This is a genomic window from Collimonas sp. (assembly GCF_035566555.1).
Taxonomy (GTDB): domain Bacteria; phylum Pseudomonadota; class Gammaproteobacteria; order Burkholderiales; family Burkholderiaceae_D; genus Collimonas.
Window position 1 is genome coordinate 51,638 of record NZ_DATMRB010000098.1, and the last position, 24,153, is coordinate 75,790.

General features: G+C 60.5%; 24 protein-coding genes. 7 read left to right on the top strand and 17 right to left on the bottom strand.

Annotated elements, in window-relative coordinates:
- Nucleotides 1-23: 23 nt before the first annotated feature.
- The 9 genes from flhB to VNZ65_RS12755 form a co-directional block, all read right to left on the bottom strand.
- Nucleotides 24-1,166 carry a flagellar biosynthesis protein FlhB gene (gene flhB, locus VNZ65_RS12715; RefSeq protein WP_325669506.1) on the bottom strand — a complete coding sequence of 381 codons (1,143 nt, stop codon included), beginning with the start codon at nucleotides 1,164-1,166 and terminating at the stop codon, nucleotides 24-26.
- A 185-nt stretch (nucleotides 1,167-1,351) separates the two neighbouring features.
- Entirely contained in the window at nucleotides 1,352-1,993 is a 642-nt protein-coding gene (cheZ, locus tag VNZ65_RS12720; protein WP_325669508.1) for a protein phosphatase CheZ, read from the bottom strand.
- A gap of 1 nt (nucleotide 1,994) precedes the next feature.
- Nucleotides 1,995-2,393: a chemotaxis response regulator CheY gene (gene cheY, locus VNZ65_RS12725; RefSeq protein ID WP_325669510.1), complete on the bottom strand. Its 399-nt coding sequence runs from the start codon at nucleotides 2,391-2,393 to the stop codon at nucleotides 1,995-1,997.
- A gap of 105 nt (nucleotides 2,394-2,498) precedes the next feature.
- A complete protein-coding gene (locus tag VNZ65_RS12730) occupies nucleotides 2,499-3,587 on the bottom strand; it encodes a chemotaxis response regulator protein-glutamate methylesterase (protein ID WP_325669512.1) in 1,089 nt (362 codons plus the stop codon).
- Nucleotides 3,588-3,602: 15 nt separating this feature from the next.
- Nucleotides 3,603-4,256, bottom strand: coding sequence for a chemoreceptor glutamine deamidase CheD (gene cheD / locus VNZ65_RS12735; RefSeq protein ID WP_325669513.1), 654 nt, complete (start codon nucleotides 4,254-4,256; stop codon nucleotides 3,603-3,605).
- Nucleotides 4,253-5,131, bottom strand: coding sequence for a CheR family methyltransferase (locus VNZ65_RS12740; protein ID WP_325669515.1), 879 nt, complete (start codon nucleotides 5,129-5,131; stop codon nucleotides 4,253-4,255). Before VNZ65_RS12740 ends, cheD begins: the two co-directional genes overlap by 4 nt.
- Nucleotides 5,132-5,168: 37 nt before the next feature.
- Nucleotides 5,169-6,920 (bottom strand): methyl-accepting chemotaxis protein, encoded by a 1,752-nt coding sequence (locus tag VNZ65_RS12745; RefSeq protein ID WP_325669517.1) that lies wholly within the window; start codon nucleotides 6,918-6,920, stop codon nucleotides 5,169-5,171.
- A 188-nt stretch (nucleotides 6,921-7,108) separates the two neighbouring features.
- Nucleotides 7,109-8,728 (bottom strand): methyl-accepting chemotaxis protein, encoded by a 1,620-nt coding sequence (locus tag VNZ65_RS12750; RefSeq protein ID WP_325669519.1) that lies wholly within the window; start codon nucleotides 8,726-8,728, stop codon nucleotides 7,109-7,111.
- A 199-nt stretch (nucleotides 8,729-8,927) separates the two neighbouring features.
- Entirely contained in the window at nucleotides 8,928-9,413 is a 486-nt protein-coding gene (locus VNZ65_RS12755) for a hypothetical protein (protein ID WP_325669521.1), read from the bottom strand.
- On the opposite strand from VNZ65_RS12755, the gene VNZ65_RS12760 reads away from it, so the two are divergent.
- Nucleotides 9,382-11,028: a methyl-accepting chemotaxis protein gene (locus VNZ65_RS12760; protein WP_325669523.1), complete on the top strand. Its 1,647-nt coding sequence runs from the start codon at nucleotides 9,382-9,384 to the stop codon at nucleotides 11,026-11,028. The two genes, VNZ65_RS12755 and VNZ65_RS12760, sit on opposite strands and share 32 nt — an antisense overlap.
- 38 nt (nucleotides 11,029-11,066) lie before the next feature.
- On the opposite strand, the gene VNZ65_RS12765 is transcribed toward VNZ65_RS12760, so the two are convergent.
- Together VNZ65_RS12765 and VNZ65_RS12770 are read right to left on the bottom strand one after the other, a co-directional pair.
- The gene (locus VNZ65_RS12765) at nucleotides 11,067-11,492 is read right to left on the bottom strand and encodes an organic hydroperoxide resistance protein (protein WP_325669525.1); all 426 of its coding nucleotides are present in this window, start codon (nucleotides 11,490-11,492) and stop codon (nucleotides 11,067-11,069) included.
- Between the two features lie 187 nt (nucleotides 11,493-11,679).
- Nucleotides 11,680-12,171, bottom strand: a complete 492-nt coding sequence (locus VNZ65_RS12770; protein ID WP_325669527.1) for a MarR family transcriptional regulator — start codon at nucleotides 12,169-12,171, stop codon at nucleotides 11,680-11,682.
- Between the two features lie 306 nt (nucleotides 12,172-12,477).
- Between VNZ65_RS12770 and VNZ65_RS12775 the strand changes: the two genes are divergently transcribed.
- Complete coding sequence (locus tag VNZ65_RS12775; protein ID WP_325669529.1) at nucleotides 12,478-14,838, top strand: DNA polymerase II; 2,361 nt, start codon at nucleotides 12,478-12,480, stop codon at nucleotides 14,836-14,838.
- A gap of 82 nt (nucleotides 14,839-14,920) precedes the next feature.
- Here VNZ65_RS12775 and VNZ65_RS12780 read toward each other — a convergent pair whose 3' ends face one another.
- The 6 genes from VNZ65_RS12780 to gshA all read right to left on the bottom strand — a co-directional run bounded on the left by VNZ65_RS12780 (nucleotide 14,921) and on the right by gshA (nucleotide 19,236).
- On the bottom strand, nucleotides 14,921-15,400 hold the full coding sequence (locus VNZ65_RS12780; protein WP_325669531.1) for a VOC family protein: 480 nt from the start codon (nucleotides 15,398-15,400) through the stop codon (nucleotides 14,921-14,923).
- A gap of 229 nt (nucleotides 15,401-15,629) precedes the next feature.
- Nucleotides 15,630-16,016 carry a VOC family protein gene (locus VNZ65_RS12785; protein ID WP_325669533.1) on the bottom strand — a complete coding sequence of 129 codons (387 nt, stop codon included), beginning with the start codon at nucleotides 16,014-16,016 and terminating at the stop codon, nucleotides 15,630-15,632.
- Nucleotides 16,017-16,190: 174 nt separating this feature from the next.
- A complete protein-coding gene (locus VNZ65_RS12790; RefSeq protein WP_325669535.1) occupies nucleotides 16,191-16,610 on the bottom strand; it encodes a DUF1801 domain-containing protein in 420 nt (139 codons plus the stop codon).
- Nucleotides 16,611-16,650: 40 nt separating this feature from the next.
- Entirely contained in the window at nucleotides 16,651-17,058 is a 408-nt protein-coding gene (locus VNZ65_RS12795) for an SRPBCC domain-containing protein (protein ID WP_325669537.1), read from the bottom strand.
- Nucleotides 17,055-17,378, bottom strand: a complete 324-nt coding sequence (locus VNZ65_RS12800; RefSeq protein ID WP_325669606.1) for a metalloregulator ArsR/SmtB family transcription factor — start codon at nucleotides 17,376-17,378, stop codon at nucleotides 17,055-17,057. The genes VNZ65_RS12795 and VNZ65_RS12800 overlap by 4 nt, the downstream gene beginning before the upstream one ends.
- A gap of 271 nt (nucleotides 17,379-17,649) precedes the next feature.
- Nucleotides 17,650-19,236 (bottom strand): glutamate--cysteine ligase, encoded by a 1,587-nt coding sequence (gene gshA / locus VNZ65_RS12805; protein WP_325669538.1) that lies wholly within the window; start codon nucleotides 19,234-19,236, stop codon nucleotides 17,650-17,652.
- 364 nt (nucleotides 19,237-19,600) lie between these two features.
- On the opposite strand from gshA, the gene folD reads away from it, so the two are divergent.
- The 5 genes from folD (at nucleotide 19,601) to VNZ65_RS12830 (ending at nucleotide 24,084) form a co-directional block, all read left to right on the top strand.
- Nucleotides 19,601-20,446, top strand: a complete 846-nt coding sequence (folD, locus tag VNZ65_RS12810) for a bifunctional methylenetetrahydrofolate dehydrogenase/methenyltetrahydrofolate cyclohydrolase FolD (protein ID WP_325669540.1) — start codon at nucleotides 19,601-19,603, stop codon at nucleotides 20,444-20,446.
- 5 nt (nucleotides 20,447-20,451) lie between these two features.
- Nucleotides 20,452-22,527, top strand: a complete 2,076-nt coding sequence (locus VNZ65_RS12815; protein WP_325669542.1) for a M3 family metallopeptidase — start codon at nucleotides 20,452-20,454, stop codon at nucleotides 22,525-22,527.
- A 71-nt stretch (nucleotides 22,528-22,598) separates the two neighbouring features.
- Nucleotides 22,599-23,210, top strand: a complete 612-nt coding sequence (locus VNZ65_RS12820) for a glutaredoxin family protein (RefSeq protein WP_325669544.1) — start codon at nucleotides 22,599-22,601, stop codon at nucleotides 23,208-23,210.
- Nucleotides 23,211-23,238: 28 nt separating this feature from the next.
- The gene (locus VNZ65_RS12825; RefSeq protein WP_325669546.1) at nucleotides 23,239-23,664 is read left to right on the top strand and encodes a DNA polymerase III subunit chi; all 426 of its coding nucleotides are present in this window, start codon (nucleotides 23,239-23,241) and stop codon (nucleotides 23,662-23,664) included.
- Nucleotides 23,665-23,673: 9 nt separating this feature from the next.
- Nucleotides 23,674-24,084 (top strand): hypothetical protein, encoded by a 411-nt coding sequence (locus VNZ65_RS12830; protein WP_325669548.1) that lies wholly within the window; start codon nucleotides 23,674-23,676, stop codon nucleotides 24,082-24,084.
- Nucleotides 24,085-24,153: the final 69 nt, after the last annotated feature.

A 24,153-nucleotide genomic window follows, 5' to 3' on the forward strand; every position in this document is an offset into this window, starting at 1 on the left:
GGAAAAAGTCGAACCGGACGGCTTCATGCCGGGCTTCCTAAGGAGTCAAGTGAATCGGGAACCGGCAGGTCAGCCGGCGTACGTGGCGCGATACCACCTTCATTGCGCCAGCGCTGCAGCTGGTAAACCCAGGCCAGCACCTCGGCCACCGCGGTATACAGGGCGGCAGGGATTTCTTCGCCAAGGCTGGTATGGCGATACAAGGCGCGCGTCAACGGCGGCGCCTCCAGCATCGGGATCTTGTGTTCGGCGCCGATGGCGCGGATGCGCAGCGCCACCAGATCGGTACCCTTGGCTACTACCCGCGGGGCGCGCATTTCCTTGTCGCTGTACTTGAGGGCGACCGCAAAGTGGGTCGGATTGGTGACCACCACGTCGGCAGTTGCCACGTCGGCCATCATGCGCCGCCGCGCCATCTGTTGCTGCTGACGCCGGATCAGGCCCTTGACGTGAGGATCGCCTTCGCTTTCCTTGTGCTCCTGCTTCAGCTCTTCGCGCGTCATGCGCAGCTTGCGATAATAACTCCACAACTGATACGGCACATCGATGGCGGCGACCAGCAGCAGCGAGGCGATCATCAGCGCGCAGCAATGCGCCACCAGGCGCACCGCATGGGCCAGTGCGCCATGCAGCGGCTCGGTCAGCAATCCCAGCAAGATATCCATGTCGGTCGCCATGACCCAGTAAGCGACGCCGCCGACCAGCAGCGATTTGGCGCATGCCTTGAACAGTTCGGCCAGCGACTGGCTGGAAAAGATGCGGGCGATACCGCTGGCAGGGTTCAGTTTTGAAAATTTCGGCGCCAGCGACTGTGTGGAAAACAGCCAGCCACCCAGCATCAGCGGCGCCGCCAGGGCCGCCAGCGCCAGCATTGCCAGCAAGGGCAGCAAGGCCAGCAGCGCTTGCTGTGCAGCGGCGGCGGCCTGAGTCAGCATGAAAGAAGTGTCGAAACCGGCGGCACGCTCGAATTGCATGCCGTTGCGCAGAGCGTGGCCGAGGCGCTCCGCCATCGGCACCGCTGTCAGCCACAGGCCGGCGATGCCGGTGCTCAGCATGACAAAGGTGCTCAATTCTCGCGAACGCGCTACCTGGCCTTCTTCGCGCGCCTTTTCCAGGCGCCGGGGAGAACCGGGTTCCGTTTTTTCGAGATCGCTTTCTTCCGCCATGCATGCTCCGAACCAAAAGGGACGAATAGCGCCCTATCAGTAGGGATTATTGATGCAAGGGAGCGGAAGCAATCGGCCAAACAAGGCAGGGATAGGGGTGCTGCTTCGGCAATCGGCAACGCATGCCGATCTGCCGGCAGGATACCGGCAGCAGGCCGCAATCCAGGCGGCGGCCTGTTTTTTGCTCAGAAACCCAGGCTGGACAACAGGTCGTCAACTTGCTCCTGGTCAGAAACGGCATCCGGATTCTCATCCGCCTTCATCTGCGGACCGTTCAGCAGGCCGTTGCCGTCGCTGCGTTTTTCCAGCGGCGTGTTGTCGATCAATACCTGCAGCAGCTGCTTTTCCATTTCCTGCACGACTTCCATCATCTTCTTGATGACCTGGCCGGTCAGATCCTGAAAATCCTGCGCCATCATGATTTCTATCAGTTGCTCATTGATGGCGGAGGCCTGCTTCGGTACATCTTTCAGGTAGTTGCGGGTGTCCAGCACCAGCACGCGGGCGTCGTCCAGCTCTACCGGGCTGACAAACCATTCATCCCAGCGCTGGTTCAGCGTCTTGGCTTGCTTGCTCAGTTTTTCCTGGATCGGCTGGGCGACATCGATCGCGTTCAAGGCCCGTTCCGCTGCGCGTTCAGTCATCGCCGCAACATAGTTGAGACGGTCGCGCGCATCCGGGATCGCCTGCGCTGCCTTGGCGATTTCCTGGTCCAGTCCCAGTTCGCGCACGCTTTCCCGCAGCAGACGGGTCAGGTGGCCGATACGGTTGACCAGCTGTTCGGCGGAATCCCCGGCCGGCGGCATCTGCAGGGCGTGGACGCTCATCTCAGGCGCTCTCTTTCGCAATTTTCTCGAATATCTTGGTGATCTTTTCCTCCAGCGTGGCAGCGGTAAACGGCTTGACCACATAGCCGTTGGCGCCGGCCTGGGCGGCAGCGATGATGTTTTCCTTCTTGGCTTCGGCCGTCACCATCAGCACCGGCAGCCTGGCCAGGGCCGGGTCGGCGCGTATCGTTTGCAGCATGGTCAGGCCGTCCATGTTCGGCATGTTCCAGTCCGACACCACGAAGCCGAAATTGCCGTCCTTGAGCTTGGCCAGGCCGGCGGCGCCGTCTTCGGCTTCGTCGACATTGACGAAGTCCAGCTCTTTCAACAGATTCCGCACAATCCGCCGCATGGTAGGAAAATCGTCCACGACCAGGATTTTGATGCTTTTATCAACCATGATTACTCCACACTATGAATAGGGCCTGTCAGTACAACCGCAATGGATCTGCAAAAACACAGGCTGCTTTCCTTGTATAACGGCATAGTTGCAAGAAAATTTAGGCTAGACCCGGTTCGAGCGTTCGCCGAAAGACATCAGGCGCGCCATCACGCGCTGGCTCATCTCGCTCAGGCTGGCGATTTCGCTGGCGGCACCCAGCGCAATCGCTTCGCGCGGCATGCCGAACACCACGCAGCTGGCTTCGTCTTGCGCCAGGGTGTAGGCGCCGGCCTGGCGCAAACGCAGCATGCCGGCCGCACCGTCGCGCCCCATGCCGGTCAGGATCACGCCGATGGCGTTCTTGCCGGCGTGCCGGGCGACCGAATCGAACAGCACATCGATCGACGGCCGGTGGCGGTTGACCGGCGCCTCCTGGTCGAGCTGGGCGACATAATTGGCGCCGCTGCGCGCCAGCGACAGATGAAAACCGCCGGGCGCGATGTAGGCGTGGCCGGGCAGCACCCGCTCGCCATGCTCCGCTTCCTTGACCGTGATGCGGCACAGGCCGTCCAGGCGTTGCGCAAAGGAGCGGGTAAAGCCGGGCGGCATATGCTGGGCGATCATGATGCCGGGGCTGTCCGGCGGCAAAGGCTGCAGTACTTCCCGTATTGCTTCGGTGCCGCCGGTGGAGGCGCCGATGATGATCAGTTTTTCGGTGCTCAGCAGCGGACTGCGCAACATCGGCGCTAGCGCGCCGCCAGCGGCAGCGCCGGCATCGGTTCCGTGCTTGCGCACGGGTTGCAGGCGCGCACGCGAGGCGGCGCGGATCTTGTCGGCGATCAGGTCGGTGTATTCCAGCAAGCCTTCGCGGATGCCTAGCTTCGGCTTGGTGACGAAATCGACCGCTCCCAGCTCCAGCGCCCGCAGCGTGATTTCCGAGCCGCGCTCGGTCAGCGATGACACCATCAGCACCGGCATCGGCCGCAGGCGCATCAGCTTTTCCAGGAAATCCAGGCCATCCATGCGCGGCATTTCGACATCCAGCGTCAGTACGTCCGGATTAAGCTGCTTGATCAGATCGCGCGCCACCAGCGGATCCGGCGCCGTCGCCACCACCGTCATGTCGGGCTGGCTATTGATGATTTCTGTCATCAGGCTGCGTATCAGTGCGGAGTCGTCCACGCACAGTACTTTTATTTTCTTATCGCTCATGCGCTTTCCCCATGTTCAGCTACCTTGTTGCGCGGTCTTCTTACGAACCGGCGTATCGAATAATTCCACCTTGTTGCGTATCGGCTGCTGCGCCAGGGTCTGCACCAGCTGCTGTTCGTCGCGCCGGACCTGGGCGGCGTCGTTGATCCGATGCAGTTTGCGCACCATGACCTTGCCGCTGCGCGGGAAATAACTGACGCGGCGCGGCAGCTCGCCACGCAGGTCCTGCGCCGCCACCCTGACCTGCTCCAGCTGCAGATAGCGCAACACAAAGTCGGCATTGCGGTCGCCGATATTCAGCATCGTCATGTTGGCCAGCACGGCGCCGCCGCCGAACACCTTGGCTTCCAGGCGTTCGCGGCGGGCGCCGGCCTTGAACAATTCATTGAGCAGCATTTCCATCGCATAGGCGCCGTAGCGCATGGAAGCCGAAGCCGCTGCGCTGCCGCCGTTGCTGCCGTCGTCCGGCAGCATGAAATGATTCATGCCGCCCACGCCCGCGACGCTGTCGCGCACGCAAGCCGCCACGCAAGAACCGAGCACGGTGCTCAGCACCATATCCGCGGCCGTCACGTAGTATTCATTCGGCAGCAGCTTGACTGCGGCACTGTCGAATTCGCGGTCGAAATAATGATGCGTCGCCAGCGATTCTTCCGCGCTCGAAATCATGTACCGCCCTTTACCTGGCGGGCGCCGGCTTCGCTGAGCTGATACACCGTCTGGCCGCGCAGCCGGAACGGCTGGCTGGCATAGGAAAAATTCTCGGAATGGCCGGCAAACAGCAAGCCCTGCGGCTTCACCAGCGGCGCAAAACGCTGCAAGATCTTGTTCTGGGTCGGCTTGTCGAAATAGATCATGACATTGCGGCAAAAAATGGCGTCGAACGGCTCTTTCAAGCCCCATTGCGCATCCAGCAGGTTCAGCTGACGGAATTTCACCAGCGCTGCCACTTCCGGCCGTATCCTGACCTGGCCGGCGCGGGCGCCGCTGCCTTTCAGGAAGAAACGCTTGAGACGTTCGATCGGCAATTTGCTGACCTGCTCCATGGTGTAGACGCCGCTGGCAGCCTTTTCCAGCACTTGCGTGTCGATGTCGGTGGCGACCACGCTGGCCGAGCTGGCACGGCTGCCCAGGGTTTCGATCAGCGTCATTGCGATGGAGTACGGCTCTTCACCGGTGGAGGCAGCCGAGCACCACACCGTGACCGCTGCATCGGCATTCTTGACGTGCTCAGCCAGCAAGGGAAAATGATGCGCCTCGCGAAAAAAAGCCGTCAGGTTGGTGGTCAGCGCATTGGTAAAGGACTGCCATTCCGCGCTATCCTTCTGCGTTTCCAGCAAGGCCAGATAGGAGCTGAAATCGCTCATGCCAAGTTCGCGCAAACGGCGCGACAGGCGGCTATAGACCATTTCGCGCTTTTGCTCGCCCAGAGCGATGCCTGCGCGCTGATAAATCAGCGCCCTCACCTTGGAAAAATCGCCGTCTGTCAGCAAAAAATCGCGCGCAGATGCCGCGCCCGGACGTGCCGGCTGCTTGATTGTCATGCAATTGACCCTAAGGTGATGCACATGTGCCTGGCCATCAGAATGTCTGCCAGTCGTCGTCGGCGCCGAGCTTGGCTGTGGCTGTGCTTGGCGTCAGCCGGAGATATGGCTTTGTTGCTGGCGGCGCTGCCTGCATTCGCGACACAGGCTTGGCGACGCTATTGCCGGCGCCGGGGATCAGTTGCGGAGACCTGGTTTGCTGCAAACCTCGCTGGAGCCCGGATCGCTTCTCTGGAATTGCACTTTCTTGCAAGCGGAATACCGACACCGCCTGCTGCAGACGTTGCGCCTGTTCTTCCAGCGAACCGGCGGCGGCCGCAGCCTGTTCTACCAGCGCGGCGTTTTGCTGGGTCACCTGATCCATCTGGATCACGGCCTGGTTGATCTGTTCGATGCCGCTACTCTGCTCTGCCGACGCTTCCGATATTTCGCCCATGATGTCGGTGACGCGCTTGACTGCCTGCACCACTTCACCCATGGTGTCGCCGGCACGATCTACCAGTTCCGATCCGGCATCGACCCGGCTGACAGAATCGTCGATCAGTTCCTTGATTTCCTTGGCCGCCTGCGCGCTGCGCTGCGCCAGCGTTCGCACTTCGCCCGCCACGACCGCAAAGCCGCGTCCCTGCTCGCCCGCCCTGGCTGCTTCCACCGCGGCGTTGAGCGCCAGGATGTTGGTCTGGAAGGCAATGCCGTCGATGACGCCAATGATGTCGGCTATCTTGCGCGAACTGCCGGTGATGCCTTGCATGGTGTCGACCACCTGGCTTACCACGGCGCCGCCGCGCGCTGCGATATCGGAGGCGGTCTGCGCCAGTTGCCCGGCCTGGCGTGCGTTGTCGGCATTCTGCTTGACGGTGGCGGTCAGCTGCTCCATGCTGGCGGCGGTCTGTTCCAGCGACGCTGCCTGCTGCTCAGTGCGCGCCGACAAATCGGCATTACCGGCGGCGATCTCGCGCGTGGCGCCGGTAATCGCGGCACTGCCGTCGCGGATCTCGCTGACGGTGGCGGCCAGCTGCTGCTGCATGCGGCGCATGGCATGCAGCAGGCTGTGCTGGTTCTTGTCTGCCACTGCGACCTGCAGATCGAGGTCGCCGTCGGCGATCCGCGTGGCGATCTCGGCGGCGTAGCGCGGCTCGCCGCCCAGGCTGCCGATGACGCTGCGGATCACCAGCAGCATCAAGGCCGACACGCAGACACCGATGGCGAACAGAATCAGCAGGTCGCGCTGCAGGCTGGCATAGAAGGCAGCGTTGACGTCGTCCAGCATGACGCCGGACACCAGATGCCAGTCCCAGGGCTGGAAGTATCTGGCGTAGCTCAGCTTGGGGCCATATCGGCCGTCCGCAATCTGCGCCATATAGTCGACGAAAGCCTGGCCTTTTTCCTTGCTGGCATTGATCATTTCCCGGAAAAAGAATTTCCCTTCGGGGTCCTTGCGTTCATTGACGTTGCTGCCGACCAGCGCTGGCAAGGTCGGATGCGCCAGCACTACCGGCCGCGAATCGACCACGAACACATAGTTGGATTTGTCGTAGCGCATGGCCAGGATGCGCTTGAGCGCTTCGGCCTGCGCCGTGTCTTTATCGCTCTTGCCGGCGGCGACATCGGCGGCATAGCTCTTGACGACGCCTTCCGCCGTTTCCACCAGATTCCGCAAACCGTTGCGGCGCTCCTGCAGCATGGTGTCCCGCGTATTCCAGGACGCCCAGGCACCCAGCAGCAACATGCCGATCCACATAAAGGCCAGCACAGCCAGCAGTTTTTTCTTCAGACTCAATGTATTCATTTTTCTTCAATTTTCAGGTCAGCATGGCCAGTCTGTCAGCCTGCAAAACGATCAGCGCTGCGATTGACATCGTTTACGCGGCAATCGCCCGTATTGCACTATAGGCATGAAGACAGACGGGCAATGCGCTGAACAGCGGCCTGAAGCGCCGCCAGCTCCAGCGATGGCGGCTGCTTCCCTCTTGCAAATCAGGCGGCCTGACGCAGCAATTGCGCGTGCGGCGCCGCGTCTGCCAATTTTTTCATTGGCGTCACGGCTGTCGCCCGCTCCAGCTTGAAGCCGCCAACCACCTCCGCCAGGGAACCCGCCTGGTCTTGCAGGCTGGCGGCCGCCGCGGCCGCCTCTTCCACCAGCGCGGCATTTTGCTGGGTCACCTGGTCCATCTGGCTGATCGCCTGGTTGATCTGTTCAATGCCGGCGGTCTGTTCCTGGCTGGCGGCGGTAATCTCGCCCATGATGTCGGTCACGCGGCGTACGCTGGCGACAATTTCATCCATGGTGCTGCCGGCCTGGTCGACCAGGCGGGTGCCGACGCCGACTTTTTCCACGGAATCGTCAATCAGCGACTTGATTTCCTTGGCGGCTGCGGCGGAGCGTTGCGCCAGGTTGCGCACCTCGGCGGCAACGACGGCAAAGCCGCGCCCCTGTTCGCCGGCCCGGGCCGCCTCCACCGCGGCGTTGAGCGCCAGGATATTGGTCTGGAAGGCGATGCCGTCGATCACGCCGATGATATCGACGATCTTCTTCGACGAAGTATTGATGGCGCCCATGGTGCTGACTACCTGGCTCACCACCGTGCCGCCGTGAATCGCCACTTCCGAGGCGGACACCGCGAGCTGGTTGGCCTGGCTGGCGTTGTCGGCGTTTTGCTTGACGGTAGAGGTCAACTGTTCCATCGAAGCCGCAGTTTCTTCCAGCGAGCTGGCCTGCTCTTCAGTACGTTGCGAGAGATTCTGGTTGCCGGCAGCAATCTGGCCCGACGCCGTGGCAATGGTGTCGGTGCCGCTGCGCACTTCCCCGACAATTTTTTGCAGGCTCAGGTTCATGTCTTTCAGGGCCTGCATCAGCTGCCCGGTTTCGTCGCTGGAACGGACTTCGATGGCGGCGGTAAGATCGCCGTCGGCCACGCGCCTTGCCACTTCCACCGCAAAGCCCAGCGGCTGAGACACGACGCGCGCAATCCACGCGGCCAGCCCGAAGCCCAGCACGACCATGGCCAGCATCAGACCGACCACCCAGGTCTTGGCCTTGCTGTAGATGGCTTCGCCATTTTTTGCGGCGGCGGCGCTGCCTTCCGTGTTGATCTTGACCAGCCGCTCAACCAGCTTGTCGAGCTCGACGACGGCGGCCAGCGAATCGCCGCGGATCTCTTTCAAGGCATTTTCTTTGCCGAAGGCGCGCGACAGGTCGACGATCTTCTTGTCTTCCTCCATATACTGCGGCAGCTTGTCTTTCAGCTGCTCGTAGCTGCTGCGTTCCTGCTCCGTCACCATGGACGCGTAATCGCTCATGTTCTTCTGGATATCAGCCTTGATATCGCTCAGGAACCTGGCGCTGCCGTCCATGTCGGCGGCGTCGTTCGACATGACGTGCTGCATCTCGATATTGCGCAGCAAGGCCAGGTTGCTCTTCATCGTCAGCAGCACCCGTACGCTGGGCAGCCAGTTGGTATTGATCTCGGTGGTGGTGGCATTGACCTGGCCAAGCTGGGTGATCGACGTCACGCCCAGCACCACCGTCAATATCAGTATCAGGGAGAAAGAAAGCAGCAGCTTGCTTGCGATTTTCAAGTTATAGAACCAGGTCATGATTTTCTTTTCTGATGGAAGTTTCAGTTACACGCAAGCGCGTGCCGCATAGCGTCAGGCCGGGAATCTGCTCTGCGCCAGAGGTCCATGCGGAATTCCATCTTTTGCCAGCATAAGATTCGCGACGCTAGCCTTGTTAACGGCAGGCTGCGGGCTTTATTGAACCGCGCGTGCCGCCGCAGCCTTCAAGTTCTGCAAATCATGCCGTTATTACATCTGATTGCCGGCCATCGGGCAGGGCGACGTTCGCCCCGCGCCGCCGGCCTTGGGCTGCGCCGGAACGGGCAGCGCACAGCGGCGCGGCAGCGCAGCTCCTCCAACAAGAAAAGGATAGTCGATGATGAATAAATTCTTCAATATGCGAAATCTGAGCGTAGGCCTCAAGCTGAGCCTGTTCACCTTCCTTCTGGTGACTCTGATTTTCCTGATCTATGGCTGGGCCAGCGCCCGTTCCACCGCCCAGCTGCTGGAACAGCGGGGAGCACGCGATATCGCTGGCCGCACCAGCACCATGATCCAGATGCTGGATACCTTCGACAGCAGCCATAAAAGCGAGGCTGAGCGCTTCGCCCTGCTGCTGGCCAGTTATTTTCCTGGCAAATTTTCCATCGACAGCAGCAGGACCGTCGACATCGCTGGCAAGCAGGCTGCCCTTGCTGAAGAATGGCGACGGCGTCATCAACATGAATTTCTCGATAGCGGACAGCTTCACTGCCGCCAGCCGCGCAGTAGCGACAGTGTTCATCAAGAACGGCGAAGATTTCACCCGCATCTCTACCTCGCTCAAGAAGGAGAACGGCGAACGCGCGGTCGGCACCGTGCTGGACCATGCCCATCCCGGCTATGCCAGCCTGCAGGGCGGGCAGGCGTATATCGGCCGCGCCACGCTGTTTGGCAAGGAGTACATGACCGCCTATAACCCGGTCAAGGATGACGCCGGCCAGATCGTCGGCGCGCTGTTCGTCGGAGTCGACATCAGCAACGACATCGAAGCCCTGAAAGCCCGCATCAGAGCGGTAAAGCTGGGCGACAGCGGCTATTTTTACGCGCTCAGCGCCAGCCCGGGCAAGGACTTGGGCAAGCTGCTGATCGATCCGCTGAACGAAGGCAAGAATGTGCTGGCGCTCAAGGGCGCCGACGGCCGCGAGTTCATCAAGGAAATCCTGGAGCGCAAGGACGGCAGCATGCACTATGCCTTGCAACAGGGCACGGCCGCAGGCGCGGAAAAGATCGCCGCCTTTGCGCTCTACAAGAACTGGAACTGGGTCATCGTCGGCAACGAAGACGTAGCTGAACTGACGCGCGAAATCACTACCCTGCGCAACCGCAACGCGCTGTTCGGACTGGCAGCGGTGCTGATCATGGTCGCCGCGCTGTACTGGCTGATACGGCGCAACATCAGCCAGCCGCTGGAACGCGTCTGCCATGCCGCGCAGCGCCTGGCGCAAGGCGATCTGAGCACCGCGCTGGCCAGCGACAGGAACGATGAAATCGGCCGGCTGGAACAAGCGATCAACGGCATCAGCCAGGGACTGGCGGGAGTCATCGGCGAGGTGCGGCAAGGCACCGGAGAAATGGCGCGCGCCTCGCAGGAGATCGCCGAGGGCAACGCCAACCTGTCGGCGCGCACCGAATCGCAGGCCAGTTCACTGGAACAGACCAGCAGTTCGCTGGAACAGCTGACAGCGGCGGTCAAGCAAAGCGCCGACAGCGCGCAGCACGCCAACCAGCTGGTAGTAACGGCATCAGGACAGGCAACTGCAGGCGGCCAGGCGGTCGGCCAGGTGGTCGCCACCATGGGCGCCATCAAGGACAGTTCGCGCAAGATCTACGACATCATCGGCGTGATCGACGGCATCGCCTTCCAGACCAACATCCTGGCGCTGAATGCCGCGGTGGAAGCGGCGCGCGCCGGCGAACAAGGACGCGGTTTTGCGGTGGTGGCGGCGGAAGTGCGCAGCCTGGCGCAGCGTTCGGCCGCTGCCGCCAAGGAAATCAAGGGCTTGATCGGGACTTCGGTGGAACAGGTGGATGCCGGCGGCAAGCTGGTGGACGCGGCTGGACAGACGATGCAAGGCATTGTCGCGGCGGTCAGGCGGGTAGCCGACATCATGCAGGAAATCACGGCAGCCACCACGGAACAAAGCAGCGGCATCGCAGAGATCAACCGCGCCATGGGTCATATCGATGACATCACCCAGCAAAACGCAGCGCTGGTGGAACAGGCAGCAGCCGCTGCCCAAAGCCTGCAAGACCAGGCTGCGCAGCTGGCGCAGACGGCCTCGGTATTCAAGCTTTGATTTTAGGGGCGAATGACTTTGTCATTCGCCCTCTAGCATTACACCAGGGTCAGGGTAACGTCGATATTGCCGCGGGTAGCGTTGGAATAAGGGCAAACCTTGTGCGCCTTGTTCACCAGGTCTTCCGCCGCGCCGGCTTCCATGCCTGGCAGGGAAATCTGCAGTTCGACTTCGATGCCGAAGCCGCCTGGAATCTGGCCGATGCCGACCAGGCCGGTGATCGCCACATCGGCAGGCAAGTTGATTTTTTCTTGCGAAGCGACGAATTTCATGGCGCCGATGAAGCAGGCCGAATAGCCGGCTGCGAACAATTGTTCAGGATTGGTGCCTACGCCGCCGGCGCCGCCCAGTTCTTTCGGCGTGGTCAACTTGACGTCCAGCACATTGTCGGATGAAACGGCGCGGCCGTCACGGCCTCCGGTTGCAGTGGCTTGGGCGCGGTACAGAACTTTTTCGACTGACATGATGATTTCCTTTATTGGCCGTTTGAAAAATCCTTTGGATCAGCACAGTCGGCCGTACTGACGATCCGGATAAAAAATACAACACTTAGATGACGCAAGAATGAAAAGCTTCAAACAATAATACAGACTACACAATTATATTGCTAACAATCTATTTCATAAGACAACATATCCATGCTCACCCGCCTTAGCCGATGTTGCCCGCCATCGCTGCGCGCAAGCGCTGCAGCTCCTTGGTCAACATTTTGACTTCATCGAGCGAACAGCCGACGCTGCAACTCACGTGCAACGGTATCGCCTGCGCTTCATTGCGCAGATTGCGGCCGGCTGCGGTCAGACTGACGATCACCTGACGCTCATCATGCACCGCCCGCTGGCGACGCAAAAAGCCGCTGCTTTCCAGGCGCTTGAGCAAGGGCGTCAAAGTGCCGGAATCCAGGAACAGGCGCTCACCCAGGGTGGACACCGTGACTTCATCGCGCTCCCACAGGGTCAGCAGCACCAGATACTGCGGATAGGTCAGGCCCATCTTTTGCAGCAGCGGCTTGTAGATCTTGGTCATGGTCAGCGATGCCGAATACAGTGCAAAGCACAGCTGGTTGTCCAGCAGCAGGCTTTCCGGGCCGAGTAACTCGGGTGGGATGCTTGCGGTCGGCAGTTGATGTTTGCTGGTTTCCATGAGTTGAATAATATAGCGCTCAAAATTAAATTGCAAGCAATCTAAATCGCATTTAAAACTATCGATAAGATTACTAATAACTATGAATTGCGGCAACGCCCGCTCATCGATCCAGAATATATTACACGTGGCGCCACGCAATCGACGCTGCCATGCTTCTTTTAAAGGGCCCGGACAAACTTCCGCCGCACCCTGCGTGCTGGCGCAGTTGAAATCTTGGATAATCGTGAATGCATTACCGCACATCCCGATCCTCGCATCGCGCCGATGCCTCAATCACAATAAGCAGCTCGAAAAGGTAGTAGCGTGGCACAACAAGGTTTTCTTCTGACCAGACACTGGCGCGATACTCCCACTGGTACGGAAGTCGAGTTCTGGCTGGCGACCGACGATGGTCCGCGGCACATCCGCCTGTCGGCGCAGGAATCGGTGGCGTTCATCCCGGCCGAACAGCGGCAGCAGGCCGAAAGCGTGCTGCGCAACGAACGCCGCTGCGAGCTGCGCCCACTGCAGCTGACCGACTTCCATTGCCGCCCGGTGCTGGGCCTGTATCTGCAGCAGCACCGCCAGCTGATCAAGCTGGAGAAGCTGTTGCGGGAAGCCGGCGTGGATGTCTACGAAGCGGATATCCGTCCGCCGGAGCGCTATCTGATGGAACGTTTCATCACGGCGCCGGTCTGGTTTGCCGGCGAAGCGAATGCCGGCGGACCGATGCTCAACAGTTACATGAAACCGGCGGCCGATTATCGTCCGCAGCTGAAACTGGTCTCGCTCGACATCGAAACCACCGCGCACGGCGACCTGTATTCGATCGCCCTGGAAGGCTGCGGCCAGCGTCAGGTCTACATGCTGGGGCCGCCCAACGGCGACGCCGGCGGGATCGACTTCGACCTGGAATATTGCGACAGCCGCCCGCTCCTTCTGGAAAAACTGAACCAATGGCTGGAGCGGCACGACCCCGACGCCATCATCGGCTGGAACCTGGTGCAGTTCGACCTGCGCGTCCTGCAAAAGCATGCCGAGCAATACAAGATACCGTTGCGCGTCGGCCGCGGCGGCAGCCCGATGGAGTGGCGCGAACACGGCTTCAAGCCGAACCACCATTTCGCCTCTGCCGCCGGCCGCCTGCTGATTGACGGCATCGAAGCGCTGAAATCGGCGATGTGGAATTTTCCCTCCTTCAGCCTGGAGTATGTCGCCCAGGACTTGCTGGGCGAAGGCAAGTCCATCACCAATCCCTATCAGCGCATGGCGGAAATCGACCGCCGTTTCGCCGAGGACAAGCCAGCGCTGGCGACCTACAACCTGAAAGACTGCGAGCTGGTGACGCGCATCTTCGCCAAGACCGAGCTGCTGCCCTTCCTGCTGGAGCGCGCCGCCGTCACCGGCTTGCCGGCCGACCGCAGCGGCGGTTCGGTGGCCGCCTTCGGCCATCTGTATCTGCCGCATATGCACCGCCAGGGCTATGTCGCGCCCAACCTGGGCGAGATCGCGGACGCATCCAGCCCCGGCGGCTTCGTGATGGATTCGCAATCGGGCCTGTACGATTCGGTCGTGGTGCTGGATTACAAAAGCCTGTACCCCTCGATCATCCGTACCTTCCTGATCGATCCGGTCGGACTGATCGAAGGCATGCACCATCCCGCCGATCAGGATTCCGTACCGGGCTTCCGCGGCGCCCGCTTCTCGCGCAGCAAGCACAGCCTGCCGGCCATCGTCAGCCAGATCTGGCAAGGCCGTGAAAGCGCCAAGCGCCAGCGCAACCAGCCGCTGTCGCAAGCCCTGAAGATCATCATGAATGCCTTCTGCGGCGTGCTGGGATCGACCGGCTGCCGCTTCTTCGATCCGCGCCTGGCGTCGTCGATCACCATGCGCGGCCATGAAATCATGCACAAGACGCGCGAGCTGATCGAAGCCAAGGGCTACCAGGTGATCTACGGCGACACCGATTCCACCTTCGTCTGGCTGAAACAGCCACATACCGAACAGCAGGCAACGCAGATTGGCAATGCGCTGGCGCAAGACGTCAACACATGGTGGCGCCAGCATTTGCAGCAAACCCTGGGCCTCGAATCCGCATTGGAACTGGAGTTCGACACCCACTACCACCGCTTCCTGATGCCGACCATCCGCGGCACCGAGCTGGGCAGCAAGAAGCGCTACGCCGGCCTGATCGTCAATGCCGATGGCGCGGAAGAGATGGTGTACAAGGGACTGGAGACAGTCCGCTCCGACTGGACGCCGCTGGCCAAGCAATTCCAGCAGCAGCTGTACCAGCATATATTCAAGCGCGAACCCTACCAGTCCTATGTGCGCGACTACGTCAGCCGCACGCTGGCCGGAGAATTCGACGACTTGCTGGTCTACCGCAAACGGCTGCGGCGGCCGCTGGAAGCCTACCAGCGCAACGTGCCGCCGCATGTGCGCGCCGCCCGCACGGCCGACGAATTCAACCTGGCGCAAGGCCGGCCGCTGCAATACCAGAACGGCGGCTGGATCAGCTACCTGATGACCACCGCCGGCCCGGAGCCGCTGGAAACGCAGCGCTCGGCGATCGATTACGAGCACTATCTGAGCCGCCAGCTGCAGCCGCTGGCGGATGCGATCTTGCCGTTTCTGGACGATAGTTTTGCGGCGTTGGTGGGCGGGCAGAAAGAATTGTTTTGATGTCGTACACGCTTACCGATACCCTGCTCTCGGTCAGAAGCTGTCACCCGTTATCTGCTGGAACCTAGTGTCGTGTCCTGCCTCAACCGCGCCAGGCCGCTTCAATCGCAGCGACGTGGATCTTTTTCATCGTCATCATGGCGTCGAATGCCCGCTTGGCCGCAACACGATCGGGATCGACGAACGCGGCCGTCAAGACGCGCGGCGTGATCTGCCACGACAAGCCCCATTTGTCCCGGCACCAGCCGCACGCATTCTCCTGGCCGCCGTTGCCGACAATCGCATTCCACAAGCGGTCCGTTTCGGCCTGGTCGTCGGTCGCAACCTGGAACGAGAATGCTTCGCTGTGCTTGATCCCCGATCCGCCATTCAGGCCGAGACAAGGAATGCCGATCACCGTGAACTCGACCGTCAGGACATCACCCTCCTTACCCGCGGGATAGTCGCCAGGGGCGCGATGGACTGCTCCCACCGCGCTGTCCGGGAAGGTCTCGGCGTAAAACTTCGCGGCCTCTAGCGCGGTGCCGTCGAACCAGAGACAAATTGTGTTTTTGCTGACCATATTGTTTCTCCTGAGTTGCGTTTCTTGCCACCTATGCAGAGGAGGCTGAGCTCTTTAGATTTTCGAACACACTTTCGGCAAATGGCAATGAGGAAATGCGCCAGAACAAGCGACATTTATTTCCGGAGGCGAAACACCCGGCGAAAAATTGTAAGCTGATCACTGGCCGGGGCAGCGCTGCCGGTATCGTCAATGGTCCCGATATATCTGTCAACCCGGGCTGCATCGCTCATTGACCGGCAGGCGGTTGCCAGAGCTCTACCTTGTTTCCTTCCGGGTCGATGACCCAGGCAAACTTCCCATACTCGGATTCGTCGATCTTTTCGAGCACGTTGCAACCTTCTTCCCGCAAGACCTTAACCAATCCGTGAAGATCTTCCACCCTGTAGTTGATCATGAAAGATGCAGTGCTGGGAGCAAACTGCTCGCTTTCTGCCGACCCGACCGACCATACGGTTGTTCCGGCAACCGGCTTACCGTCGCCGTCGGCCCAGGTGAACGCCGTGCCGCCCCATCCTTGGACATCGATTCCCAGGTGCCGCTTATACCAAGCCTGTAGCGCCGGAGCGTCTTTGGCTTTGAAGAAGATGCCGCCTATGCCGGTGACTCGCTTCATGGGACCTCCGAGGTATCGTGGTGAGATGAGATGTTCTCTGCAGCTTGGCCATAAATATACACCCTGGCCAGAAGCGGATGCCGAAAACTTCGGAATAATCTCCGGCCGGAATAGGCTCCGGCGGAGCATGCTTCATGCTATCCCGATACCTGACCTGCTCAATGGCGGGGTGTCCTAAGGTTTGGCTTTCTTCGAAGGTTTCGCCTTGCCGGAACTGTTGAGCGCAATCGCCTGGCGCACCAGCGCCTTGAAGGCCGACTCGTCGATTTCTTCGCCTTCGTGGATGTCGATCGCACGGCGCACATTGCCGTCTAGGCTAGAGTTAAACAGAGGGGCCGGATCCTGCAGCGACGCGCCCTTGGCAAAGGTAAGTTTCACCACCTTCTTGTAGGATTCGCCGGTGCAGATGATGCCGTCGTGCGACCAGACCGGCGTATCCCCCCACTTCATCTCCTCGATGACATCCGGATCCGCGTCCTTCACCAGCTTGCGCATCCTGCCCAGCGTTTCCCCGCGCCAGTCTCCGAGTCCGGCTATTTTTTCAGAAATGAGATCCGATGCCGACAAACCTTGGCTTGCGTCCGATTTTTTCATGTGCATGTCCTCGAAGTTACAGATATAGCCAGGCCGTGGCTCACGCCAGGCCTCCCGCCACGCGCTCCAGGCCCGTGAAGAATTTCTCCCAGCCGTACTTGGCGCCGGCGTAGGCTTGCTGCTGGTCAGGCCGGAAGCCCGATTGTTCCATGCGCAGCTGAGTGCCGGCACTGGTAGGGGTCAGGGTCCAGGTGACGACGCTCTTGAGACCCATGGCTTCCCATGTGTAGGAAAGCGCCTGGTTCGGCTCGATCGCCAGCACCTGGCACTCGACCACGCCCCAGTCGGCGCGCAGATCGAAACGGTGGCCGACGACCGGCTGGAAGTCATTATCCATCAGCCATTCTTCAATCAAGGGACTCTGCGTCAGCGCGCGCCAGACTTTGTCGAGGGAATGCGGCATTTCCCGTTCTACTATCAGCGTTTTGGTATCGTTGGCTTGCATCATTGATCCATCCTCTTCAATAGGGTTTCCAAACGGTCAAATCGGCTGTTCCAGAAGGTCGAATAAAAACCGATCCAGTCAATCAAGGGCGCCAGCGCTTTCGGCTCGGCGCTGTAATACGTTTCGCGTCCGTCGCGCCGGCCCCGCACCAGGCCCGCCAGCTTGAGCGCGCCGAGATGCTTCGAAATGGCGGGCTGCGATACGCCGGACGGATCGGTCAAGGCATGCACCGTCATTTCACCGTCCCTGCTCAGACGCTCGAAAATCGCGCGCCGGGTTGGATCGGACAGGATTTTTAGAACAGCTGTCGGTTCTGCGTGCATTGCCCATCCCTGCTTATGTGAACTTGATTTTGATTTCTGCGAAGCTCGCGCCTCACATGAGCTAATCATAACCAATTGGTTATGAATGTCAAGGAGCGTATCTTGCATGGGCGTCGCGCGCCATTACCTGCTTCATCTATGGTGGGGGACTGCCGGCGGCACAAACGACGCATGCCGGGTCGGGCGCGTGGCGCCAAGGAGGCTGAACAAAGCTTGAACGCCGACCGCCTCGGCCAGCGGCGCCGAGGCGGTCATCCAAGCTGACACTTATCTAAACGCTCATGTTACCCAGCGTGCTCGCCCGGTAAGCAGCAACAAAGGTATCAAAATCGCCAGTCTGGCTGCGCTCCAGGCTTTCCTGTTCGGACAGGGAAGTCGCCGCCAGCGTTTCGTAATAATTGCGCTCTTCCGGGCTGGGAGGATTCGCCAGGAAATACGCAGCATGCTCTTTACTCAGGCGCAGGGCAAAGCTGCCGAACGATTCCTTGTTGTCGCGCAAAATCGCCAGCACCTGCGCCGAAGGCGTCAGTTCCACCTGGTCCAGCTTGAGGCTTTGCTTTGCCAGCGATGCCGCGTGGGCGCCGTCGCTGCGCTGGGCATCGAGCAAATCGGCTGCCGCGCTGATCCGCTCCAGCAGTTCCTTGCCCCAGGTTTGCAGGCCGACCGGATTGCCGTCGCGCCGCAGCTGCAGGCCGGGACGCCGTCCTTCTTTCACCGCACGGGCGAAGTTCTCGGTGTTTTCCAGGCTTTCCTCGTCGCTGGTCAGCGGGCTGTCGTCGAGCGCGCAGAACAGCAGGAAAGCATCCAGGAAGCGCGAGGTTTCCAGGTTGATGCCCATCGGCTCGAAGGGGTCGATGTCCATGCAGCGCACTTCTATATATTGCACGCCGCGCGCCGACAGCGCCTGGATCGGCCGTTCGCCGGAATTGATCACGCGCTTCGGCCGGATGGTCGAGTAGTATTCGTTTTCGATTTGCAGGATGTTGGTGTTGATCTGCACCCATTCGCCGTTGCGGTGAGTGCCGATCTCGGCATACGGCGGATAAGGCTGGCTGACCGCGTGCGCCAGGCTCTTGATATAGCTGTCGAGGCTGTTGAACTGCGGCGTCAGGCGCGCCTGCGCTTCGCTGGTGTAGCCGAGGTCGCTCATGCGCAGGCTGGTGGCGTATGGCAGATAGAGGGTATCTTTATCCAGCTCCTCCAGCCGGTGGTCGCGGCCGTCGAGGAAACATTTGGACAGCGCCGGCGAGGCGCCGAACAGGTACATCAGCAGCCAGCTGTAGCGGCGGAAATTGCGCACCAGCGCGATATAGCTTTCCGACTGAAAGTGCATGGCCGTGCCGTTGGCGCCTTCGGCCTGTTGCAAGGTTTGCCACACGCCTTCCGCCAGCGAGTAGTTGTAATGGATACCGGCGATGCATTGCATGCGCTTGCCGTAGCGCAGCGCCAGGCCGCGCCGGTAAACGTGCTTCAAGGTCCCCATGTGCGAAGTGCCGTACCAGGCGATAGGAATCTGCTCTTCGGCCGGCAGGTGGGCCGGCATCGACTGGCTCCACAGCAGCTCGTCGCCCAGCTTGCTGTAGACGAAACGGTGGATCGTGTCGAGTTCGTCCAGCGCCGTCGCAATATCATGCTCGGCCGGCGTAATGAATTCCAGCAGCGATTCCGAATAATCGGTGGTGATCTGCGGCTGCGTCAGCGCCGAACCGAGCGCGCGCGGATGCGGCGTCAGCGCCAGACGGCCGTCGCCGTCGACGCGCAAGGTTTCTCTTTCGATGCCGCGCAAGCCCTGGCCTAGCAGGCCGCGGTGCTGCTCTTGCCCTAGCAGCGCCAGCCGGCGGGTGTAGTGATCGGTCAATTCAGCATCCTTTTTATTGAGATTTGTCAGCTCCGGCCTGTCCTGCTGATTGCATTGCTGATTGCATGATGGCGGCCGCAGTCGATGACATACAGATGTCGTAGAAGGCGAGAATAGCCGAAAATGAAAGAACGCGTTGGATGACGGATGGACAGCATTTGACAATCGGCCGGCCGGCCGGCGAGCACATCTGGCCAGCCCGGCTTTGTCAAATGGATAACTTCCAGCGATTTCTCGCGCATCAGTGACAATAAAAATTGCAAGAATCGACAAATTTCTCTACGGCAATACATCGCCGGCACAGTCTTCCTAGCGCACACCCCTTATAATCCTGCTTTGCTTTCAATTTTCAACAGTCCCCACTATGCCTGCTCAACTGATCGACGGAAATCTCTTATCCCAACAACTGCGCGCCGATGTCGCCAAGCGCGCCGCCGCACTGACGGCCCAGGGCAAGCAGCCCGGCCTGGCCGTGATCCTGGTCGGCGACAGCCAGGCCTCGCAAGTGTATGTGCGCAACAAGGTCAAGGCTTGCGAAGACAACGGCCTGTATTCGGTGCTGGAAAAATATGACGCCGACCTGACGGAAGCGGCGCTGCTGGCGCGCATCGATGCCTTGAATGCGGATCCGAAGATCAACGGCATCCTGGTGCAACTGCCGCTGCCGGCGCATATCGACGCCCACAAGGTGATCGAAGCCATCGCCCCGGAGAAGGACGTCGACGGCTTCCATATCAGTAACGCCGGCCTGCTGATGACCGGCCAACCGCTGTTCCGCCCCTGCACGCCATATGGCGTGATGAAGATGCTGGAATCGGTGAATTTCCCGGTGCGCGGCGCCCATGCGGTGATCGTCGGCGCTTCCAACATCGTCGGCAAGCCGCAAGCCATGCTGCTCTTGCAGGCCGGCGCCACGGTCACCATCTGTAATTCCAAGACCCGCGACCTCGGCCTGCACACGCGCATGGCCGACATCCTGGTGGTGGCTACCGGCAAACGCAATATCGTCACCGCCGACATGGTCAAGCCGGGCGCCGCCGTGATCGACGTCGGCATGAACCGCGACGACAACGGCAAGCTGTGCGGCGATGTCGACTTCGCCAACGCCAAGGAAGTGGCGGGCTATATCACCCCGGTGCCAGGCGGCGTCGGGCCGATGACCATCACCATGTTGCTGGTCAATACCATTGAAGCAGCAGAAAGAATGTAATTGCAATGACCACTACCGCAATCAACGCTGACAATCCCCTGCTCGACTTTACCGGCCTGGCCAAGTTCGACCAGATCACCCCGGCCGACATCAGTCCGGCGATCGCCGCATTACTGCAGCAGGCGCATACCGTGGTTGAACTGCTGGAGGCCTCCGCCGAGGCAGCCACCTGGGAAAATTTCGTCCTGCCGCTGGAGCACGTGACGGAAAAGCTGAGCCGAGCCTGGGGCATCGTCAGCCATTTGAATGCGGTAGCTGACACGCCGGAGCTGCGCGCCGCCTATAACGAAAACCAGCCCAAGCTGATCGAATTCTGGACCGCGCTGGCGCAGAACCTGGCGCTGTTCAGCAAATACAAGGCCATCAAGAACAATATCGATTTCGCCGAGCTGTCGGCGGCGCGCCGCAAGATCGTCAACAACGCCTTGCGCGATTTCCGCCTGGGCGGCGCCGAACTGACGGCAGCCAAGAAGACCCGCTTTGCCCAGATCCAGGAAAAGCATGCGGCGCTGACCACCCGCTTCTCGGAAAACATCCTGGACGCGACCAATGCCTACGGCCTCTTCATCACCGATGAAGCCGAGCTGGCCGGGCTGCCGGAGGATGTGCGCCAGGCCGCGCGCGCCGCCGCAGAACAGGATGGCAAGCCGGGCTATAAGTTCACGCTGCACTTTCCTTCCTATTTCCCGATCCTGCAGTACGCCGACAACCGCGCCCTGCGCGAGAAGATGTATCGCGCCAACGCCACCAAGGCTTCCGAGCTGGGCGAAAAGCCGGAATGGGACAACAGCGCCAACATCGTCGAAATCCTGCGCCTGCGCAACGAAGAAGCCAAGCTGCTGGATTTCAAGAACTACGCCGAGCTGTCGCTGGTGCCGAAAATGGCCGACACGCCACAAGACGTGATCCACTTCCTGGAAGACCTGGGCCGGCGCGCCCGCCCGTTTGCCGAGCAGGACCTGATGGAACTGCGCGCCTTCGCCGCCGAGCAGCTCGGCCTGGCGACACTGGAAGCCTGGGACCTGGCCTATGCCGCGGAAAAACTGCGCGAACAGCGCTACGCATTTTCCGAACAGGAAGTGAAGCAGTATTTCCCCGAGCCGAAGGTGGTCCAAGGCTTGTTCCAGCTGGTGCAGAAACTGTTCTCGGTCGACATCAGCGCCGACCAGGCGGCGGTGTGGCATCCTGACGTCAAGTTCTTCCGCATCGAGAAAGACGGCAAGCTGATCGGCCAGTTCTATCTCGATCTGTATGCCCGCAACGGCAAGCGCGGCGGCGCCTGGATGGACGACGCCCGTGCCCGGCGCCGTCTCGGCAATGAAGTGCAAACCCCGATCGCCTATCTGACCTGCAATTTCACCGCGCCAGCCATGGCGGACGGCGTCAGCAAGCCTGCCTTGTTCACCCACGACGAAGTGATCACGCTGTTCCACGAATTCGGCCATGGCTTGCATCACATGCTGACCCAGGTCGATGAGATCGGCGTCTCCGGCATTTCCGGGGTTGAGTGGGATGCGGTCGAACTGCCTTCGCAATTCATGGAGAATTTCTGCTGGGAGTGGGATGTCTTGCAGCACATGACTGCGGAAGCCGAATCCGGCGCACCGCTGCCGCGTGAACTGTTCGACAAGATGATCGCCGCCAAGAACTTCCAGTCCGGCCTGCAAGCCTTGCGCCAGGTCGAATTTTCGCTGTTCGACATGCGCCTGCACGACGATTATGATCCTTACGGCAGCCAGAGCGTGCAGGATGTGATCGACCAGGTGCGCGGCAAGATCGCGGTGATTACTCCACCGTCTTTCAACCGCTTCCAGCATTCCTTCGGCCATATTTTCGCCGGCGGCTATGCAGCCGGCTACTACAGCTACAAATGGGCCGAGGTGCTGTCGGCCGATGCCTACAGCGCGTTTGAAGAAGCCGCCGTCGGCGGCAACGTGGTGTCGGCCGCAACCGGCCGCAGGTTCCGCGACGAAATCCTGGCGGTCGGCGGTTCGCGGCCAGCGCTGGAATCGTTCAAGGCTTTCCGCGGCCGCGAACCGAATATCGACGCCTTGCTGCGGCACAGCGGCATGGCCGCCTGAACCGAAGAACACAGTACTAGTTAGTAGCAACCATACAAACCAGGCTCTTAAATCGAACAAGGGGAACAGGTATGACGATAGGTATCAGAACCGTTGCAACGTTTTTTCTGCTGATGCTGGCAGCCAGTGCGCAGGCTCAGCTGTACAAGTCGACCGGCCCGGACGGCAAGGTCACGTACAGCGATACGCCGCCGGCCAGCGGCAATGTGGTGCAGAAGAAAATCGCCGGCGGCCCCGGCGACGATACCGACGGCCTGCCGTATGAACTGGCGCAGGCGGTCAAGAATCATCCTGTCACCTTGTACAGTTCCGACAAGTGCATCCCTTGCGACGACGGCCGCAAAATGCTGAAGGAGCGCGGCATCCCTTTCAGCGAGAAGACCGTCAAGACCAATGAAGATATCGCAGCGCTGCGCAAGATCGCCAGCGACAACCAGCTGCCGGTGCTGACGGTGGGCCGCGACAAGCAAAGCGGCTTTTCCAGCGCCAGCTGGGGCAGCGCCTTGAGCACGGCCGGCTATCCGGAAAGCAGCCGCTTGCCGGCAGGCTATCAGAACGCTGCGCCGGTTGCCGCCGCGCAGGGCACCCGGCCTGCCGGCAAAACCACCGCTCCTGCCGCCACCGCCAATAGCGGTGACGTCCCGCCGGCCGCGGGCAATGCGCCACCCGGCTTCCGCTTTTAAGCGCGGTCCGACCAACCAGCCTATATCAATGACGCAAATCGACTTTCACACCAATATCTCGGATAAATTCCTGTACGCCTGCCGACTGGTGCGCAAAGCCCGAACCGCGCAACGCCAGGTCGTCATCTTGACCGCCAATAACGACGAGCTGGCGACGCTGGACCGCACGCTGTGGACGTTTTCGGAGCACGATTTCCTGCCCCACGTGCGCGCCGGCGACCCGCTCGCCGCGCAAACCCCGGTGATCCTGGCGGCCGACGAAGAGACCGAGTGGCCGCATCACCAGATGCTGGTCAACCTGTCGGGCAAGACGCCGCAGCATTTTGCCCGCTTCGAAAGAATGTTTGAAATCGTCTCGCTGGCCGAAGACGACAAGGCGGGCGGCCGCGAGCGCTATCGCTTTTACCAGCAACGCGGTTACCCGTTGACGCACTTTGTTGCCGAAAATGTTTAAGGAAACACAATGAGCACCGGAAAACTTGACGCCAATATCCCTTTGTTGACCGAGGTCATTGTTCCGTTGCCGACCCTGACCGATATTATCGATATGCCGAAAACCGCTGCCTTCCCTGCCGCGGCAGCGGATGATCTGGACAATTTCGAGCTGCCGCCGCCGCAACGGGAAGCCGTCCTCAGCCAGCACGACTGGGAACGGCTGGAGACGGAAGTCAGGGAAAAAGTGCTGCAGCAGCTGCAGGACCGCATCGATTTCGTCATCGAGCAGCGCGTGCGCGATGGCCTGGCCGATGTCTTGCAGACCGCGGTGGAAGGCATGGCGGCGCAAATCCGCGAGGGCTTGCACCAGACCCTGGATGAAGTCATTTCCCGGGCCGTGACACTGGAATTGGTCAAATTGAAAAAAACAAATATTTAACGTATATTTTTTGTTTTTCAGTCACATATATTCTCACGATAGCTAAAAGTAAAAATATCAAGCCACATT

Coding starts and splice junctions, on each gene's coding strand:
- flhB (WP_325669506.1), bottom strand. CDS start 1,166: ATGGCGGAAGAAAGCGATCTCGAAAAAACGGAACCCGGTTCTCCCCGG.
- cheZ (WP_325669508.1), bottom strand. CDS start 1,993: ATGAGCGTCCACGCCCTGCAGATGCCGCCGGCCGGGGATTCCGCCGAA.
- cheY (WP_325669510.1), bottom strand. CDS start 2,393: ATGGTTGATAAAAGCATCAAAATCCTGGTCGTGGACGATTTTCCTACC.
- VNZ65_RS12730 (WP_325669512.1), bottom strand. CDS start 3,587: ATGAGCGATAAGAAAATAAAAGTACTGTGCGTGGACGACTCCGCACTG.
- cheD (WP_325669513.1), bottom strand. CDS start 4,256: ATGATTTCGAGCGCGGAAGAATCGCTGGCGACGCATCATTATTTCGAC.
- VNZ65_RS12740 (WP_325669515.1), bottom strand. CDS start 5,131: ATGACAATCAAGCAGCCGGCACGTCCGGGCGCGGCATCTGCGCGCGAT.
- VNZ65_RS12745 (WP_325669517.1), bottom strand. CDS start 6,920: ATGAATACATTGAGTCTGAAGAAAAAACTGCTGGCTGTGCTGGCCTTT.
- VNZ65_RS12750 (WP_325669519.1), bottom strand. CDS start 8,728: ATGACCTGGTTCTATAACTTGAAAATCGCAAGCAAGCTGCTGCTTTCT.
- VNZ65_RS12755 (WP_325669521.1), bottom strand. CDS start 9,413: ATGTTGATGACGCCGTCGCCATTCTTCAGCAAGGGCAGCCTGCTTGCC.
- VNZ65_RS12765 (WP_325669525.1), bottom strand. CDS start 11,492: ATGTCAGTCGAAAAAGTTCTGTACCGCGCCCAAGCCACTGCAACCGGA.
- VNZ65_RS12770 (WP_325669527.1), bottom strand. CDS start 12,171: ATGGAAACCAGCAAACATCAACTGCCGACCGCAAGCATCCCACCCGAG.
- VNZ65_RS12780 (WP_325669531.1), bottom strand. CDS start 15,400: ATGGTCAGCAAAAACACAATTTGTCTCTGGTTCGACGGCACCGCGCTA.
- VNZ65_RS12785 (WP_325669533.1), bottom strand. CDS start 16,016: ATGAAGCGAGTCACCGGCATAGGCGGCATCTTCTTCAAAGCCAAAGAC.
- VNZ65_RS12790 (WP_325669535.1), bottom strand. CDS start 16,610: ATGAAAAAATCGGACGCAAGCCAAGGTTTGTCGGCATCGGATCTCATT.
- VNZ65_RS12795 (WP_325669537.1), bottom strand. CDS start 17,058: ATGATGCAAGCCAACGATACCAAAACGCTGATAGTAGAACGGGAAATG.
- VNZ65_RS12800 (WP_325669606.1), bottom strand. CDS start 17,378: ATGCACGCAGAACCGACAGCTGTTCTAAAAATCCTGTCCGATCCAACC.
- folD (WP_325669540.1), top strand. CDS start 19,601: ATGCCTGCTCAACTGATCGACGGAAATCTCTTATCCCAACAACTGCGC.
- VNZ65_RS12815 (WP_325669542.1), top strand. CDS start 20,452: ATGACCACTACCGCAATCAACGCTGACAATCCCCTGCTCGACTTTACC.
- VNZ65_RS12820 (WP_325669544.1), top strand. CDS start 22,599: ATGACGATAGGTATCAGAACCGTTGCAACGTTTTTTCTGCTGATGCTG.
- VNZ65_RS12825 (WP_325669546.1), top strand. CDS start 23,239: ATGACGCAAATCGACTTTCACACCAATATCTCGGATAAATTCCTGTAC.
- VNZ65_RS12830 (WP_325669548.1), top strand. CDS start 23,674: ATGAGCACCGGAAAACTTGACGCCAATATCCCTTTGTTGACCGAGGTC.